The 16783-nt window shown below is 65.4% G+C and carries 17 protein-coding genes, 1 pseudogene and 1 riboswitch; of the genes and pseudogenes, 13 read left to right on the top strand and 5 right to left on the bottom strand.

Features of this window, described 5'->3' with window-relative positions:
• The first annotated feature begins 111 nt into the window (after positions 1 to 111).
• A riboswitch (yybP-ykoY riboswitch) is annotated at positions 112 to 280 on the top strand.
• A 10-nt stretch (positions 281 to 290) separates the two neighbouring features.
• Together N4G47_RS19370 and N4G47_RS19365 are read left to right on the top strand one after the other, a co-directional pair.
• Positions 291 to 866, top strand: coding sequence for a manganese efflux pump MntP (locus N4G47_RS19370; RefSeq protein ID WP_107232655.1), 576 nt, complete (start codon positions 291 to 293; stop codon positions 864 to 866).
• Positions 867 to 1033: 167 nt separating this feature from the next.
• Positions 1034 to 1489: an REP-associated tyrosine transposase gene (locus tag N4G47_RS19365; RefSeq protein ID WP_475289660.1), complete on the top strand. Its 456-nt coding sequence runs from the start codon at positions 1034 to 1036 to the stop codon at positions 1487 to 1489.
• Positions 1490 to 1591: 102 nt separating this feature from the next.
• On the opposite strand, the gene N4G47_RS19360 is transcribed toward N4G47_RS19365, so the two are convergent.
• Positions 1592 to 2257: a response regulator transcription factor gene (locus N4G47_RS19360; protein ID WP_005411662.1), complete on the bottom strand. Its 666-nt coding sequence runs from the start codon at positions 2255 to 2257 to the stop codon at positions 1592 to 1594.
• Positions 2258 to 2352: 95 nt separating this feature from the next.
• Positions 2353 to 4296 carry an acetate--CoA ligase gene (gene acs / locus N4G47_RS19355; RefSeq protein ID WP_475289658.1) on the bottom strand — a complete coding sequence of 648 codons (1944 nt, stop codon included), beginning with the start codon at positions 4294 to 4296 and terminating at the stop codon, positions 2353 to 2355.
• Positions 4297 to 4541: 245 nt separating this feature from the next.
• On the opposite strand from acs, the gene N4G47_RS19350 reads away from it, so the two are divergent.
• Both N4G47_RS19350 and N4G47_RS19345 read left to right on the top strand, forming a co-directional pair.
• A complete protein-coding gene (locus N4G47_RS19350) occupies positions 4542 to 5969 on the top strand; it encodes a DcaP family trimeric outer membrane transporter (RefSeq protein WP_249842433.1) in 1428 nt (475 codons plus the stop codon).
• A 109-nt stretch (positions 5970 to 6078) separates the two neighbouring features.
• Positions 6079 to 7740 (top strand): MFS transporter, encoded by a 1662-nt coding sequence (locus N4G47_RS19345; protein WP_475289657.1) that lies wholly within the window; start codon positions 6079 to 6081, stop codon positions 7738 to 7740.
• A gap of 156 nt (positions 7741 to 7896) precedes the next feature.
• Here the strand turns inward: N4G47_RS19345 and N4G47_RS19340 are convergent, their stop codons facing one another.
• Together N4G47_RS19340 and N4G47_RS19335 are read right to left on the bottom strand one after the other, a co-directional pair.
• A complete protein-coding gene (locus tag N4G47_RS19340; protein ID WP_475289655.1) occupies positions 7897 to 8541 on the bottom strand; it encodes a hypothetical protein in 645 nt (214 codons plus the stop codon).
• A 44-nt stretch (positions 8542 to 8585) separates the two neighbouring features.
• A complete protein-coding gene (locus N4G47_RS19335) occupies positions 8586 to 9308 on the bottom strand; it encodes a hypothetical protein (protein WP_475289654.1) in 723 nt (240 codons plus the stop codon).
• 242 nt (positions 9309 to 9550) lie between these two features.
• On the opposite strand from N4G47_RS19335, the gene N4G47_RS19330 reads away from it, so the two are divergent.
• The 5 genes and pseudogenes from N4G47_RS19330 (at position 9551) to xth (ending at position 13227) form a co-directional block, all read left to right on the top strand.
• Positions 9551 to 10030 carry a hypothetical protein gene (locus N4G47_RS19330; RefSeq protein WP_475289652.1) on the top strand — a complete coding sequence of 160 codons (480 nt, stop codon included), beginning with the start codon at positions 9551 to 9553 and terminating at the stop codon, positions 10028 to 10030.
• A 160-nt stretch (positions 10031 to 10190) separates the two neighbouring features.
• Positions 10191 to 10517 (top strand): annotated as a pseudogene (locus N4G47_RS19325) (DUF3304 domain-containing protein); the annotation flags it as partial.
• Entirely contained in the window at positions 10517 to 10759 is a 243-nt protein-coding gene (locus N4G47_RS19320; RefSeq protein ID WP_475289983.1) for a DUF3304 domain-containing protein, read from the top strand. The pseudogene N4G47_RS19325 and the gene N4G47_RS19320, both read left to right, overlap by 1 nt.
• Positions 10760 to 10886: 127 nt before the next feature.
• On the top strand, positions 10887 to 12296 hold the full coding sequence (locus tag N4G47_RS19315) for a coniferyl aldehyde dehydrogenase (RefSeq protein ID WP_475289650.1): 1410 nt from the start codon (positions 10887 to 10889) through the stop codon (positions 12294 to 12296).
• Positions 12297 to 12459: 163 nt separating this feature from the next.
• On the top strand, positions 12460 to 13227 hold the full coding sequence (xth, locus tag N4G47_RS19310; protein ID WP_475289648.1) for an exodeoxyribonuclease III: 768 nt from the start codon (positions 12460 to 12462) through the stop codon (positions 13225 to 13227).
• 72 nt (positions 13228 to 13299) lie between these two features.
• Here xth and N4G47_RS19305 read toward each other — a convergent pair whose 3' ends face one another.
• Complete coding sequence (locus tag N4G47_RS19305; protein WP_014648887.1) at positions 13300 to 13551, bottom strand: GlsB/YeaQ/YmgE family stress response membrane protein; 252 nt, start codon at positions 13549 to 13551, stop codon at positions 13300 to 13302.
• Between the two features lie 84 nt (positions 13552 to 13635).
• Between N4G47_RS19305 and N4G47_RS19300 the strand changes: the two genes are divergently transcribed.
• The 4 genes from N4G47_RS19300 to N4G47_RS19285 all read left to right on the top strand — a co-directional run bounded on the left by N4G47_RS19300 (position 13636) and on the right by N4G47_RS19285 (position 16747).
• Complete coding sequence (locus tag N4G47_RS19300; protein ID WP_475289646.1) at positions 13636 to 14235, top strand: 4'-phosphopantetheinyl transferase family protein; 600 nt, start codon at positions 13636 to 13638, stop codon at positions 14233 to 14235.
• Between the two features lie 39 nt (positions 14236 to 14274).
• Complete coding sequence (gene rsmG, locus N4G47_RS19295; RefSeq protein WP_012481632.1) at positions 14275 to 14913, top strand: 16S rRNA (guanine(527)-N(7))-methyltransferase RsmG; 639 nt, start codon at positions 14275 to 14277, stop codon at positions 14911 to 14913.
• 113 nt (positions 14914 to 15026) lie between these two features.
• Complete coding sequence (locus tag N4G47_RS19290; protein ID WP_106549809.1) at positions 15027 to 15824, top strand: ParA family protein; 798 nt, start codon at positions 15027 to 15029, stop codon at positions 15822 to 15824.
• Complete coding sequence (locus N4G47_RS19285) at positions 15824 to 16747, top strand: ParB/RepB/Spo0J family partition protein (protein ID WP_008267278.1); 924 nt, start codon at positions 15824 to 15826, stop codon at positions 16745 to 16747. Before N4G47_RS19290 ends, N4G47_RS19285 begins: the two co-directional genes overlap by 1 nt.
• Positions 16748 to 16783 lie beyond the last annotated feature (36 nt).

Raw genomic sequence — 16783 nt, 5'->3', positions numbered from 1 at the left:
CGGCTCCGCGCGCAGCCCGGTGCTGATATAGCCATCGCTATACAAACCAGCCCTGCCTGCGCGTTTGCCTGGAAATGCGCCACGCGCGGATCGCGGTGCTAAGCTTCGCGTCCCCTTGGGGAGTAGCCGGATTCCTTCGCAGGAATCGTCCACGTCAACATACTCGGCCAATGCGCCGTGGCGTGGACAACCATGATGGTTGGCGAGACCAGCGGCCCGCGCGCGCAACGTCAGGTTGGGCGCGAGCGCGAGCCGTGCGTCCGTCCTTGCCCGACCTTCAGCAGCCGCCCATGTCCCCCATTTCGATCCTCCTGATCGGCTTTGCCATGTCCACCGATGCCTTCGCCGCGGCGATCGGCAAGGGTGCTGCCATGCGCAAGCCGGTGTTCCGCGATGCGCTGCGCGCCGGCATCATCTTCGGCGTCATCGAAGCGATCACACCGATCATCGGCTGGCTGCTCGGCCGTGCCGCCCTGCAGTACGTGGAAGCCTTCGACCACTGGATCGCCTTCGGCCTGCTCGGTGCGCTGGGCATCCACATGATCTACAACGGCCTGCGCCCGGACAACGCCGAGGAAGAAGAAGATCCTTCGCAGCACCACGGTTTCTGGAAGCTGGCGCTGACCGGCTTTGCCACCAGCATCGATGCGATGGCGGTGGGTATCGGCCTGGCCTTCATGGACGTTCATATCGGTGTGATGGCCGCAGTCATCGGCCTGTGCACGCTGACCATGGTCACCGTCGGCATCATGCTCGGCCGCGTGCTGGGCAGCATGGTCGGCAAGCGCGCCGAGATCATCGGTGGCGTGATCCTGGTGATCATCGGCGCGACGATCCTGTACGAACACCTGCACGGCGTGGGGTAAGCAGGGGTACCTGTAGAGCCGAGCCCACGCTCGGCTCACGCGCGTAGCGCGGTTCTCAGGCGAAACGCAGCCGAGCATGGGCTCGGCTCTACAGCGGGGAAACGGCTGACGGGACTTGTAGTGTTGCCCCGATGGAGAGCCCGTCGGTCGAAGCATAGTCTTCGGGCATGGCCAGTCCCGCACTCCGTTATGGTCGTTGGTCGCATACCGGCAATGTCTATGCGATCACCACAGTGACGCATGCGCGTCGTCCTTGGTTCAGTGACAAGGCCAACGTTGATCTGCTGATCGAAGCCCTGCGCACAGTAGAGCGGACCGGTCGCACCTTCTCCCTCGCCTGGGTGATCATGCCGGACCACCTGCATTGGTTGATCGAGTTGCGTACCGGCACGCTCGCCGGCTGCATGCAGATCCTGAAGTCCAGGAGTGGAAGATCCATTGGCACGCGCGTTGATGCGAACGCGCCGATCTGGCAGCCGGGGTATTACGACCATGCGTTGCGCAGTGATGAATGCCTGCGCACGCAGGCGGTGTATATCGCGGCCAATCCGGTGCGTGCTGGGCTGGCCACGTGCATCGGGGAGTACCCCTATGCGTGGAGTCGATGGCCGCTTGAGGAGTGATTGGTATTGAGGCAAGGAGCAGCCGAGCGTGGGCTCGGCTCTACAGGGGCATCATGACGTCTGTAGGGCCGAGCCCATGCTCGGCTCCATAGTCGGTCACAATCAGTCTTCTTCCGGCGGCAGCACGATGGCGTCGTCGTCGATCGCCAGCTTGCCGGCCATCAGCACGGCCTGGGTGCGGTTGGTCACGCCCAGCTTGCGCAGGATGGCAGTGACGTGGGCCTTGATCGTCGCTTCGGAGACGTTGAGGTCGTAGGCGATCTGCTTGTTCAAACGACCGGCGCCCAGCATCTGCAGCACGCGGAACTGCTGCGGGGTCAGCTCGCGCAGGCGCTGGCCGACTTCGCGCTCCTCGCGTTCGGTTGGCGGTACGTTGTGCGCTTCCGGCGGTGCCCAGGTCTCGCCGTCGAGGATGGTGCCCAGCGCATGGCCGATGGTGTCCGAGTCGGCCGACTTCGGAATGAAGCCGAGCGCGCCGTGGTCGAGCGCGCGCCGCATCACCGTCGCTTCTTCGCGCGCGGAGACCACCACCACCGGCAGGTGCGGGTGCAGCGAGCGCATGTGCACCAGTGCGTTGAAACCCTGCGCACCGGGCATGTTGAGATCCATCAGGACCAGGTCGGCGTCGTTGTGCTGGTCGGCCAGCGCGTACAGCGCTTCCACGCTGTCGGCCTCGAACAGCTGCACGCCGGGGATGACCCGCTGCACGGCGCCGCGCAGGGCTTCGCGGAAAAGCGGGTGGTCATCGGCAATCAGGAGGGTGGTCATGGTCGGGGGGAACCGTGGAGGAAACTGTTCGGGGGCCAAGCCCCTGGGGTCAGAGCCCTTTCCTGGCGGAAAGGGATCCGACCCCAGGTCGTGCATCAGCGCACTTTACGCTCGTCCACCAGCGACGCCACCACCGACGGGTCGGCCAGGGTCGAGGTGTCGCCGAGCTGGTCCGGTGCGTTCTCGGCGATCTTGCGCAGGATGCGGCGCATGATCTTGCCCGAGCGGGTCTTGGGCAGGCCTGGCGCCCACTGCAGGTGGTCCGGCGTGGCGATCGGGCCGATCTCCTTGCGCACCCAGGCGACCAGTTCCTTCTGCAGCTCGTCGCTCGGGGCCTCTTCGGCCACCAGGGTCACATAGGCGTAGATGCCCTGGCCCTTCACGTCGTGCGGGAAGCCGACCACGGCCGCTTCGGCGACCTTCGGGTGCGAGACCAGCGCGCTTTCCACTTCGGCGGTACCGATGCGGTGGCCGGAGACATTGATCACGTCGTCGACGCGGCCGGTGATCCAGTAGTAGCCGTCCTCGTCGCGGCGGCAACCGTCGCCAGTGAAGTAGCTGCCCGGGTAGGTGCGGAAATAGGTGTCGATGAAGCGCTGGTGGTCGCCGTACACCGTGCGCATCTGGCCCGGCCAGGAATCTCGGATGATCAGGTTGCCCTCGGTCGGGCCGTCCTTGATCTCGCCATCGGCGTTGACCAGCGCCGGCTGCACGCCGAAGAAGGGCAGGGTGGCCGAACCGGGCTTGAGGTCCATCGCGCCGGCCAGCGGCGAGATCAGGATGCCGCCGGTCTCGGTCTGCCACCAGGTATCGACGATCGGGCAACGGCTGTCGCCGACCACCTCGTAGTACCAGCGCCAGGCTTCCGGATTGATCGGCTCGCCGACGCTGCCGAGCAGGCGCAGCGAGGCGCGCGAGGTCTTCTTCACCGGCTCCTCGCCCTCGCGCATCAGCGCACGGATGGCGGTCGGGGCGGTGTAGAAGATGCTCACCTTGTGCTTGTCGATGACGTTCCAGAAGCGCGAGGTGTCCGGGTAGTTCGGCACGCCTTCGAACATCAGCGAGGTCGCGCCGTTGGCCAGCGGCCCGTACACGATGTAGCTGTGGCCGGTGACCCAGCCGACGTCGGCGGTGCACCAGTAGATGTCGTCCTCGCGCAGGTCGAACACCGCTTCATGGGTGTAGGCCGCGTACAGCAGGTAGCCACCGGTGGTGTGCAGCACGCCCTTCGGCTTGCCGGTGGAACCGGAGGTGTAGAGGATGAACAGCGGGTCTTCGGCGTTCATGCGCTCCGGCTCGCAGCTGGCCGGCTGGCTGTCCACCACGTCGTGGAACCAGCGATCGCGCGGTGCCTGCATGTCCACCGCGCCGCCGGTGTGGCGCACCACCAGCACGGTTTCCACGGTATTGGTGCCGGGCAGCTTCAGCGCGGCATCGACGTTGGCCTTCAGCGGGATCTTCCGGCCACCGCGCAGGCCTTCGTCGGCGGTGATGATCAACTTGCTCTGGCAGTCGCTGACGCGGTCGGCGATCGAGTTCGGCGCGAAGCCACCGAACACCACCGAGTGGATCGCACCGATGCGTGCGCAGGCCAGCATGGCCACCGCGGCGTCGACGATCATCGGCAGGTAGATGGTGACCCGATCGCCCTTCTTGACGCCGAGGTTGCGCAGCGCGTTGCCGAGTCGGCAGGTGCGCTCGTACAGCTCGCGATAGGTCACGTGCTGGGCCGGCGCATCCGGGCTGTCCGGCTCGAACAGCAGTGCGGTCTTGTCACCGCGCTTTTCCAGCTGGCGATCCAGGCAGTTCACGCTGGCGTTGAGCTCGCCATCCTCGAACCACTTGATGTGGAAGTCGGACAGGTCGTAGCTGACGTTCTTGATCTTGGTCGGCTTGCGCATCCAGTCCAGTCGTTCGGCGGCCTTGCCCCAGAAACCATCCGGGTCGGTCACCGAAGCCTGGTACTGCTGTTGGTAGGACGTCTTGTCGATGCGTGCCTTGGCGGCGAACTGCGGATCGACGGGGTAGATATCAGCCATGGCACCCTCACTTGCACGTTGACTTTGTGTGTGCGGTCGCAGCATTGCGGCGACCGATCCCCCTCAGTTTGCCCCATCCACCCCCGGTCGCGTCACCACTCTGGTTAGACCATGGTCGAAAGTGAGCGCCCAGCAGGGCCGGGTTCGACCAATGGCGAATAGCCGCTATACATAATCGCCCCGCAGTCTCGGCTCGACCGTGCCCCACGCGCGGCATCACCTTGCCACTTGGGAGAGAGGGCAACATGAGCCACCGTACGTTGAAAGCCGTGCGCACACCTTTGGCGGCCTGCCTGTTGGTCGCCCTGGTCGCACCGGGCATGGCGTTCGCAGAGACCGCCAAAGAGAAAGCGCTGGAAGCACGCGTTGCCGAACTGGAACGCCAGGTCCAGCTGCTGCTGTCGTCGCAGCAACAACAACAGACCCAGATCACCCAGACCCAGCAGGCCGTGACCGACGTGCGCAGCGTGCAGGCCGCGCAGAAGCCGGTTGCTTCGGTGCCGGCCGGCAAGCAGCCGATCCAGGTCACTACCCTTACCCCGGGCGCCGCGCCGGGCACCACGGTCAAGATCGGCGGCTTCATCAAGGCCGACTTCCTGGCCACCCAGACCAGCGATGGCCAGCTGGCCGACGACGCTACCGGCCGTTCGCTGTACCTGCCGGGCCAGACCCCGGTGGAAGGCGCCGGTGGTAGCGGAAAGCGTTCGGGCACCGACTTCAACGCCCACGCCAAGTTCTCGCGCTTCAACCTCGGCATCGACAACGTGAGCGAATCGGGCAACAAGGCCGGTGCGTTCTTCGAGATGGACTTCTTCGGCAACTCGCTGGGCAACCAGACCGCCACCAATACCTACGGCGTGACCCTGCGTCATGCCTACATGTACTGGAACAACTGGATGGCGGGCCAGACATGGTCCAACTTCATGGATGCGGCCGCGCTGCCGGAAGCGGTCGACTTCGTCGGCCCCACCGATGGCGTGATCTTCGTGCGCCAGGCCCAGGTGCGCTACACCCAGGGTGGCTTCAGCGTCGCACTGGAAAACCCGGAAACCACCACCCTCACCGGCACCCGCAACCCGGTCACCGGGACCTGGACCAACGCCAGCGCCAACTCCGACCGTGGCAGCCTGCCCGACCTCACGATGCGTTATGGCTGGAAGGGTGATTGGGGCACCTTCGGTGTCGGCGGCATCGTCCGCCAGCTGAAGGTCGACAACCAGGCCACCGGCGCCAAGGCCGACAAGGTGGCCGGCGGTCTGACCCTGGGCGGCAAGTGGGTGATGGGTGACAGCGATTCGCTGCACTACCAGCTGACCGGCGGCGAAGGCATCGCCCGCTACATCGGTTTGGGCATCACCGCTGACAGCGCCTACGACGTGGCCCGCGACGAGCTCAACCCGACCGGCGTGCTTGCCGGTTACGTGGGCTGGCGGCATGCGTTCTCGCCGAAACTGCGCACCAACCTGATCTATGCGCGCAGCGACTACGACAACGACAGCATCCTCGGCCCGCTGGTGACCAAGAGCGTGCAGAGCATCCGCGGCAACATCTTCTACTCGCCGCTGCCCAAGGTCGATATCGGTGCGGAGCTGATGTACGGCCGTCGCGAAGTGGAGAACGGCAACAAGGGTGACATCACCCGATTGCAGTTCACCACCAAGTACAGCTTCTAAAGCAGTGCCGACCAAGGTCGGCACCTACAGAGATTGCGTGCCGGCCAACGTCCGGCACCTACCGAATTGAGTGCCGACCAGGGTCGGCATCTACCGAGGGAAATGTCCCATGTCCAGCACATCCAGCTCCGCACACAAAGCGGGCACCCTGACCCAAGGGCACAAGAAAGTCATTTTCGCATCGAGCCTCGGCACGGTGTTCGAGTGGTATGACTTCTTCCTGTACGGCTCGCTCGCAGCCATCATCGCCAAGCAGTTCTTCAGTGGCGTCAATGAAACCACGGGCATGATCTTTGCCCTGCTGGCGTTCGCCGCCGGCTTCTTCGTGCGTCCGTTCGGCGCGGCCTTCTTCGGCAGCCTCGGCGACCGCATCGGCCGCAAGTACACCTTCCTGGTCACCATCCTGATCATGGGCATCTCGACCTTCCTGGTCGGCGTGCTGCCCAATTACGCCTCGATCGGCTTCGCCGCGCCGGTGATCCTGATCATCCTGCGCCTGGCCCAGGGCCTGGCCATGGGCGGCGAGTACGGCGGTGCGGCCACCTACGTGGCCGAGCATGCGCCGGAAGACAAGCGTGGCCTGTACACCAGCTTCATCCAGTGCACCGCCACGCTCGGACTGTTCATGTCGCTGCTGATCATCCTGGCCTGCCGCTACTTCCTGGGCAACGAAGCCTTCGAAGCCTGGGGCTGGCGCATCCCGTTCCTGGTCTCGATCCTGCTGCTGGGCATCTCGGTGTGGATCCGCCTGCAGCTGAGCGAATCGCCGTTGTTCCAGCAGATGAAGTCGGAAGGCAAGGGCTCCAAGACGCCGTTCCGTGACAGCCTGAAGGGCGGCAACCTGAAGCTGATGCTGCTCGTCCTGCTCGGCGCGGCGGCCGGCCAGGCCGTGGTCTGGTACGGCGGCCAGTTCTACGCGCTGTTCTTCCTCAGCAGCATGCTGAAGGTCGACGCCACCACCTCCTATCTGCTGATTGCCGCGGCGCTGGCGCTGGGCGTGCCGTTCTTCATCTTCTTCGGCTGGCTGTCCGACCGTATCGGTCGCAAGAAGATCATCCTGGCCGGCTGCCTGCTGGCCGCCGTCACCTATATCCCGATCTTCAAGGGCCTGACCCACTTCGCCAACCCGGCCATCGAAGAGGCCCGCAGCAGCTCGCCGGCACTGGTCGTGGCCGATCCGAACACCTGCTCGTTCCAGTTCGATCCGGTCGGCCTGCGCAAGTTCACCAGTTCCTGCGACGTGGCCACCGCCGCGCTGACCAAGGCTGGCGTGCCGTACGACGTGCAGCCTGCCGCCGCCGGTTCGCTGGCGATGGTGAACGTGGGCAGCGCCAGCGTCACCTCGTATGAAGCCGCGGGCCTGACCAAGGAAGACGGCAAGGCCAAGGCCGACGCGTTCGGTGCGGAACTGAAGACCGCCCTGACCACTGCCGGTTACCCTGCCAAGGCCGACGGCGCACGCATCAACATCGCTGGCACGATCTTCATGCTGTGGCTGCTGGTGCTGTACGTGACCATGGTCTACGGCCCGATCGCCGCCTATCTGGTCGAACTGTTCCCGACCCGCATCCGCTACACCTCGATGTCGCTGCCGTACCACATCGGCAACGGCTGGTTCGGTGGCTTCCTGCCGGCGATCTCCTTCGCGCTGGTGGCCGGTACCGGCAACCTCTACTACGGCCTGTGGTACCCGATCGGCATCGCGCTGATGTCGGTGGTGATCGGCGGCCTGTTCCTGCGTGAAACGAAGAACGTGGACATCACCAAGTAAGCGGTGGGTTCCATGCAATGAAGGAAAGGCCGCGGTGCACACCGCGGCCTTTCTGTTTGTGGGGCGGCGACGGGGTAGAGTCGACCGTTGGTCGACTGCTCTTGGAGGACTGCTGAAAAGCCCGCGCTGCGCGCGATAGTCGACTGACAGCCGACTCTACCCGCCATACAGCGCCTCTCTCTGCAAAGGCATGACCTCAAAGGTCCCTGCATCGATCAGCTTCCTGTAGTGGTCCCTGTTGCCTGGACCAGGCGGGTCGCAGCGAAGCAGATTGTCGAGGGAGCCACCGGGCGCATCCGAAGGGCCTAGGCGGCCTGAGGCATAGTCCTCTGCGGTAGGGCGCCCCTCAGAAAGGGTCAGGTCGGAAAGGGCCGGAGATACCCAGGCGCCAGCATCATTGAAGTGCCCTCCACAGAATTGCCCGGTCTGACGCGCGAACAGGCAGCCGCTTCGTGTGTCGATGAAACCGCAGTACTGCCTTTCATGCAGAGAACCGCGCCCATCGGGCATGCCAACCTCACCGGATTCCACATCAGAGACGAGCACATACCGGCCGTCAGGAGACGTCGCCGGATCGCGGTCGTACTCGAACCGGGAGTAAGAGCGCTCGCTCAGTTCCATGCGGAGCACCAGCTTGCCCTGCTTCATCACTGACACGTTCCGGTAGCGACCGTTCTGCTCACCGTCGTATCGGAGTGAGATGTTGCTGCCAGCGGTTACCGATTTTCCGCCGTCAGCCTTCGCATCCTCTGTTGCAGCCACTGTTGCGAGCACGGCTAAGATCAAGCTCAACAAGTTCATTCTCCAGGAAACCGTCATTTGCAGGCGCGAGCATGCGATGGGTATCAAGGGCTTGTGATGGCCATTCCGGGGCACTCACCTTTCTCCGCCAGCCTTCGCCTCGAGAACTCCTTGAGGCAGAACAAGCGCTGTTCACTCTCATCGCCTGCCTGCCCGATCTCTCTACGCAACTGGTCGGCTCCTGGGCAGCGCGCAGCGCGAGCCACAACGAGGTTGCACACAGGAACAAACGGGAAGTGCCCGTCAGGGCGTGGAATGTTCAGCTTCTCGTCCCAGGCTTCGAACGGAAAGAGAACATGTAGCAACCCATCTACCGCCTCATCCTCGCTTGGTCGCATGAGGGCGACATCGGGTGCATCCCTGAGCAGCACCGCATAGGCGTCCAGGAAGCGACGGCCGTGCCGATCATGCTCCGCCGGTGTCCTCGCCTGCCGCAAGGCGGCGTAATAGGGGAAAAGGCTGCCTACACCGGGTCCGCTGCATGTCACACCGGACGAACGTGAGTTGTCGTTGACGGGGGTCTGTACATGGCAGGTCGTACGTTCGAGTCTCTCTGCAAGTGTCTCGAGCATCCTGACAATACTGGCGCCGGGTGTGGCATCGCCCTCAAGCTCGCCGACGACGGCGGCCAGGGTGTCGCCCACCAATGGGATGTGTTCGCGCTCGGTGTTCAGGCCGACCGCCGCGACATCAATGGACTGCTCGCTGGCATCGGAAGCTCCGGCAATGAGAAGGCATCCGATCAGAAATGCATGTGCGCGTCGCATCTACGCATGTTATTGGGGTGGGACACTACCTTCAGCGGGCTGACAGCCTGCGGCAATGAAACAAGTACGAATCTACATATCAGACCAATAATCGATCGTGCCGGTGAGAGGTGACGTATCCAGCCACACGGAACACGAAGATTTCTAGCCAGACCCGCAAACTTTTGACGCAATCGGCCCGAATTCCCTTTGCTGGTAAGTGCGTCCCATAGCATGGGTGACTCATCGAATCGGATCTGGGCATGCGCAGGGTACTTCTGGCAGCGATCATCGCTGTCTCAGCGTCAGCGGCCAACGCAGAGACGCATGTGGCTGCCGACGGCACGGCACCGCAGGGAAGCCTGCGAGTCGAGGAAAGATCGCCCGTGATCAAACAACTTTGCAAGACAGAGGCGGTCTGGCTGTCCTGGAACAGCGCCGTACCAAACGCAACATTGGTGACCTGCGATTGCAGTTGCACATCGCATGACAACTCAGGATGGCTCGTCGAGGCACAACCGGATTTCGATAGCTATCGGGTACATCGCGTCTCTCTCGGCAAGGTTTTCAGTCCCACGGAGTTCCGCCGGGCTGGTGCGCGGATTGAGGACATCGTCTCGTCGCATCCGTGGTGTTCAGTCGCCAAGCCGAGCATGCCGACGAATGCCGTTTTTGCAACGTTGGTGAAGCAGCCTACGGAGTCGGGCGATGATCCTTACTGCTTTACCCCCACTTCTTCGTAGGTGACCCCAAAGCCCCCTGAGAAGAACTCCAGTTTCGGGTGAGCTGTTCTCGGACGCGTCCGCAGCATCGTCGGTGCTGATCGCGCGTGAGGTCGAGATCCTGCGTGACTGGAGGCGGGAGTTTACGCCTGAGTAGGGCACTGGTGCCCTCGGGCAAGATATGAGGACTACACCTTATGGAGTGTCAGTGATGCTTGTTCTGAAGCGCGTGGTGCTGGCATTGCTTGCCGGATCACCTCTGCTCTTGTCTGCCTACGCTGTGGATGCCAGTGCCATCTACGGCGTCAACCATACCCACTGGGCGATCAACCGATTCAGTGTCGATGGCCGTTCGGCGATTGACAGCATTGGTCGATATCAAGGCGGCGGTGGAGGCTGTTGCTACAGCACACCAGCACTCTGGTATCCGGGCCTGATGGTACGGGTTGACTGGGAAACGGGAGCTGGAAGCACAAGAGATTTTCCTGGGACAGAAGATTGGCCCAAATTTTTGGCTTGGGAGAAGAGAATCCTGGCGCAGAAGCGCAGGCACAGCAAAGTCGTCCCCTACCGGATTACACCGATCAGAAAGTCTGCGGCATCACCGTTCATTTCCTGCCCTGCGATGAAATTCAGGTCACCACCTCCTGTTACGCCTACGGCAGCCCCGGGTACCCGATCAATACTCCGTTGCAACTGCCGGAGCCGCAGTCATGCCCGGCAGAGCGTACCGACCAGCAGATGGCGTAGTGATGGCGGGGATTGCATCAAAGGGTGAACGCACGCGCGGCGGTGGGGAGACGAACGAATGAGACCCTGTGCCACGGCGTGAAGGTTGGCATGCGAGCCAGGCACGGCTCGACCCTACAATCGGTCCATGACCACCACCGCCCCAGCCGACCTCCCCGCCATCCTGCACACCCTGCGCAGCGCCTGGCAGGCCCAGCGCCCTTCGCTCGACCAGCGCGACACCGACCTGCGCCGCCTGCGCGAAGCGCTGAAGGCACGCCTGGACGAAATGGCCGCGGCCATCGCCGAAGACTTCGGCCACCGCGCCCACACCGAATCGAAACTGGCCGATGGCATGAGCGTGCTGTCAGCCATCGACCACCTGCGCCGCCATCTGCGGCGCTGGTCGAATCCGCAACGGGTGGGCGCCGGTTGGCGGCTGTGGCCGGCGCGCGCGCAGCTGCGGCCGACGCCGCTGGGCGTGGTCGGGGTGATCTCACCGTGGAACTACCCGGTCACGCTGGCGTTGGTGCCGCTGGCCACTGCGATTGCGGCCGGCAACCACGTGCTGCTGAAGCCCTCCGAACACACGCCGCGCACCAGCGCCTTCCTGGCCGACCTGCTGGCCAGCGTGTTTCCGCCCGATCGGGTGGCGGTGGTGCAGGGTGGGGCGGACGTGGCCGCGGCGGTGTCCTCGCTGCCGCTGGACCACCTGCTGTTCACCGGCTCGACGGCCGTGGGCCGCAAGGTGATGGCGGCGGCCGCCGAGCATCTGGTGCCGGTCACGCTGGAACTGGGTGGGAAGTCGCCTGCGATCGTCTGCCGTGATTTTCCGCTGGAGATGGCCGCCGCGCGGCTGGCCACCGGCAAGTGGTTCAACGCCGGCCAGACCTGCATCGCGCCGGATTACGTGCTGATCGATACCGCGCGCCAGCGCGAGTTCGTGCAGGCGCTGCAGCAGCAGGTACGCGAGCGCTATGGCGACTTCAGCGATGCCGACGACTACACCCGCATCATCAACGACGGCCAGTACCGGCGCCTGCAGGGGTACTTGGCGCAGGCGCGCGAACGCGGTGTGCCGGTCATTCCGCTGGCACAGGTGGATGAGGCACGTGCCGACCGCGAGCGCCTGTTGGTGCCGACCGTGGTGCTGGACCCGCCGGACGACCTGGAGCTGATGCGCGAGGAGATCTTCGGCCCGATCCTGCCGGTGCGGGCCTACCCGGATCTGGATGCGGCGCTGGCCGACGTGCTGTCGCGCGACCGCCCGCTGGCGCTGTACCCCTTCAGCCATGACAAGGCGACGGTGGAGCGCATCCTCGGCCAGGTGGTGGCCGGCGGGGTGACGGTGAATGACACGCTGCTGCACTTCGCCGCCGATGGCCTGCCGTTTGGCGGGGTGGGGGCCAGCGGCATGGGCGCGTACCACGGCCGCGCCGGGTTCGATGCGATGAGCAAGCGGCTGCCGGTGCTGTGGCAGTCGCGCTGGGCGGCCAGTGACCGGCTGCGGCCGCCGTATTCGAAGATTGCGGGGTTGTTGAAGCTGCTGCTTCGGTAGTGCCGGCTGCTGGCCGGCAAATGCAGCGTCTCGCCGAGGGTTCATGGGGTTGCCGGCCCGCGGCCGGCACTACCGGTGGGTGCCAACCTTGGTTGGCACGCGGGGCATCCGTGTGCCAACCCAGGTTGGCGCCTACCAAAGCAGGGCCGGGTAGAATGCCCCCATGAAGATCGCCTCGTGGAACGTCAATTCGCTCAATGTCCGCCTGCCGCACCTGGAGCAGTGGCTCAAGGACTTCGGCCCGGACATCGTCGGTATCCAGGAAACCAAGCTGGAGGACCACAAGTTCCCCGATGCGGCGCTGATCGCCGCGGGTTACCGCAGCGTGTTCGCCGGCCAGAAGACCTACAACGGCGTGGCGCTGCTGTCGCGTGAGCCGGCGCAGGACGTGCAGATCGGCATTCCCGGCTTCGAGGACGAGCAGAAGCGCGTCATCGCCGGCACCTTCGGCGACCTGCGGGTAATCAACCTGTACGTGGTCAACGGCCAGGACATCGGCACCGACAAGTACGAGTACAAGCTGCGCTGGCTGGAGGCGGTGCACGCCTGGATCGCCGAAGAACTGCAGCGTCACCCGAAGCTGATCGTGATGGGCGACTTCAACATCGCCCCGGACGCGCGCGATGTGCACGACCCGGAGGTGTGGAACGAAAACCACATCCTCACCTCCACCGCCGAGCGCGGCGCACTCGACAAGCTGCTGCAGCTGGGCCTGCACGATGGCTTCCGCCTGCACAACGACGAAGCCGGTGTGTTCAGCTGGTGGGATTACCGCGCCGCTGGTTTCCGCCGCAACCTGGGCCTGCGCATCGACCTGACCCTGGTGTCTGATGCGCTGAAGGGCAGTGCGGTGGCCTCGGGCATCGATCGCGAGCCGCGCACCTGGGAACGCCCGAGCGACCATGCGCCGGCGTGGGTGCAATTGGGATGAACGAACGGGGCCCGACGATTGCCGGGCCCGTTCTGGAACGTCTGCCGGCCAGCGGCCGGCACGACCCTCAGATCACCGTATGCTCTTGCGGGTGAACAGGTTGACGATCGCCAGCAGGATGACCGCACCGATCAGCGAGAACAGGAAGGTGCGGAGGGTGATCGCTTCGTTGATGCCGCCGCCGAACAGCCAGCCGGAAATCAGCGCGCCGACGATGCCGACCACGATGTTGAGGATGATGCCCTGCTGGGCGTCGCGCTTCATGATGATGCTGGCCAGCCAGCCTACGATGCCGCCGACGATCAGCCAGATGATGATGCCCATGATCGAACCTCCGGTGGGAAACTGTGACCAGTTGACGCGCTCGGCCGTGAACCCGTCGTGCAATTGCGTGATGGGCGCGTGCGGATGAGCCTGCCAGCCACCCTCGATGGTCCCTGGCGCTTCGGCCCGGTGACGGTCTGGCGGCGCCCGCATGTGCCGGGCCAGCGCGGCGAACCGCAGGCGCGGCAGGTGCTGGCGCAGGCGCTGGGCACCGCGCCGGATACCCTGCCGCTGGTGCGCGATGACAAGGGCCGGCCGGAACTGAGCGGTGCACTGGCCCACTACGGCACCGGCTGGAGCCACAGCGGCGAGGTGCTGCTGGTGGCGCTGGGCGAGGGCGTCCGCCTGGGCGTGGACCTGGAACTGCTGCGCCCGCGCGCGCGCCTGCTGGAAATCGTGCAGCGCTTCTTCCACCCCGCCGAGGTGGCCTGGCTGGAAAGCCTGGACGAGGCCACCCGCGAGCACTGGTTCTTCCGTGTGTGGTGCGCCAAGGAGGCGATGCTGAAGGCGCACGGGCAGGGCATCTCGTTCGGCCTGCACCGCCTGCAACTGGCGCCAGGGGCCGATGGCGCCCTGCACCTGCGCTGGTGCGACCCGGAACTGGGCGAGGCCGCCCGCTGGCATCTGCATGAGTGGCAGGCCACCGGGCAGTTCCGCGCCGCATTGGCCTGGTATCCGCACTGAATCGGCGATTCAGCGCGCAAAACCGGCGATAATGCCGGCATGAGCGAACACCCACTTCCCGCCAGCGTGGCCGCCACGCTGGAACAGGGCCTGGCCAGCATGGGCCTGGACGCCGCGCTGGCGCCGCCGCTGCTGCGCTACCTGGCCCTGCTGCACCGCTGGAACGGCACCTACAACCTCACGGCCATCCGCGACCCGCAGGAGATGGTCACCCGCCACCTGCTCGATTCGCTGGCGATGCAGCCGTTCGTGGCCGATGGCAGCCTGGCCGACCTCGGCACCGGCCCCGGCCTGCCCGGCATCCCGCTGGCCATCGCCTGCCCGGGCCTGCAGGTCACCCTGGTCGAGAGCAACGGCAAGAAGGCCCGCTTCATGCGCGAGGCCGTGCGGCAGCTGGGTCTGGGCAATGCCCGCGTGGCCGAATCGCGGGCCGAGGCGCTGGACGAGGCCGGTCGCTACGACCAGTTGACCGCGCGCGCGATGGACACCCTGGCCGGCATCGTCCGTGTCGGTGGCCACCTGCTGCGCCCCGGTGGCGTGTTGCTGGCCATGAAGGGCGTCTACCCGCATGAGGAGATCGCGGAGCTGCCGGCCGGCTGGCAGGTGCGCGAGGTGACCCCGCTGAGCGTGCCCGGCCTGGCCGGCGAACGCCACCTGGTCACCGTTACAGGTCCTTGATTGCCGTCGCCAGCCCCTTGTGGAACAACGGGTTGGCGATTCACGATTTCCGCCCGGGGCCGGTTGTACGCATAATGACCGGTCCCAACCATCCGTCGACGAGGCACACCTGCATGGCCCGCATCATCGCCATCGCCAACCAGAAGGGTGGCGTCGGCAAGACCACGACCGCCGTCAACCTGGCCGCTTCCCTGGCCAACGCACCCAAGCGCGTGCTGCTGGTCGACCTTGATTCGCAGGGCAACGCGACCATGGGCAGCGGCGTGGACAAGCGCGAGCTGGCCGCCTCCACCTGCGATCTGCTGCTGGGCGAGAACAGCGCCGCCGACGTGCGCGTGCAGACCGCCGAGGGCTACGACCTGCTGCCCGGCAACATCGACCTGACCGCCGCCGAAATCCAGCTGATGGGTGAGAGCGAGCGCGAGCAGCGCCTGAAGCGCGCGCTGGCGCCGATCCGCGAGGAGTACGACTTCATCCTGATCGACTGCCCACCGGCGCTGTCGCTGCTGACGCTCAACGCGCTGGCCGCCGCCGATTCGGTGATCGTGCCGATGCAGTGCGAGTACTACGCACTGGAAGGCCTGAGCGCACTGGTGGAAACCATCGAAGCGCTGCGCACCAGCCTGAACCCGGCGCTGGAGATCGAAGGCGTGCTGCGCACCATGTTCGATGTGCGCAACAACCTGGCCAACGCGGTGTCGGCCGAGCTCACCGAGCACTTCGGCGACCGCGTGTTCCGCACCATCGTGCCGCGCAACGTGCGCCTGGCCGAGGCGCCCAGCCATGGCCAGAGCATCGTCGGCTACGACCGCGCCTCGCGCGGTGGCGTGGCCTACCTGGGCCTGGCCGGCGAGATCATCCGCCGCAACAACGAACGCAACAAGGCCGCCAAGGCCGTGGAGACCGTCTGATGACCAGCAGCAAGCCGGCAGCCAAGAAGCGGGGCCTCGGCCGTGGCCTGGATGCGCTGCTGGGCCCGAAAGGCGCGGTCAGCCAGGTGCAGGCCACCACCGCGGTGATCGAGCCGCTGCCGGGTGAAGTGCTGCGCAAGCTGGCCGTGGGCCAGCTGCAGCCGGGCAAGTACCAGCCGCGCCGCGAGATGGACGAGGGCAAGCTGTCCGAGCTGGCTGATTCGATCAAGTCGCAGGGCGTGATCCAGCCGATCCTGGTGCGCCAGCTGCCGGCCGGCAACTACGAAATCGTCGCCGGTGAGCGCCGCTGGCGCGCCTCGCAGCTGGCCGGCCTGGACGAAGTGCCGGTGGTGGTGCGCGAGCTGGAAGACCGCACCGTCATTGCGATGGCGCTGATCGAGAACATCCAGCGCGAAGACCTCAACCCGCTGGAAGAAGCCGAGGCGCTGCAGCGCCTGATCAGCGAGTTCACCCTCACCCATGCCGAGGCCGCTGAAGCGGTGGGCCGCTCGCGTGCGGCGGTGTCCAACCTGCTGCGCCTGCTGGAGCTGCCGGTGGCCATCCGCCTGCTGCTGGAAACGCGCCGCCTGGAAATGGGCCACGCCCGTGCGTTGCTGACCCTGGCTCCCGAGCTGGCCGGCAAGCTGGCACAGGAAGCGGCCGATGAAGGCTGGTCGGTGCGCGAGGTCGAGCGCCGTGCGCAGGCCTTTGCGGCCGGCAAGGTGCCGAGCAACCGCCCGGTGGCCACGCCGAAGGTGCAGCAGGCCGACATCGCCTCGCTGGAAACCGAGCTGTCCGAAGCGCTCGGCGCCAAGGTCGCGATCAATCACGGCCGTGGCGGCAAGGGCAAGCTGATCATCCACTACACCGACCTGGACACCCTGGACGGCGTGCTGGAAAAGCTGCGCACGCGCCAGGGCTGAGCCCGGCGCCACATCACGCGGGCCGACGCATCCCCG

Source organism: Stenotrophomonas sp. GSD10 (genome assembly GCF_056172695.1).
Note: the sequence above shows the minus strand (reverse complement) of the source record. Positions and strands in the feature narration are given on the sequence as shown.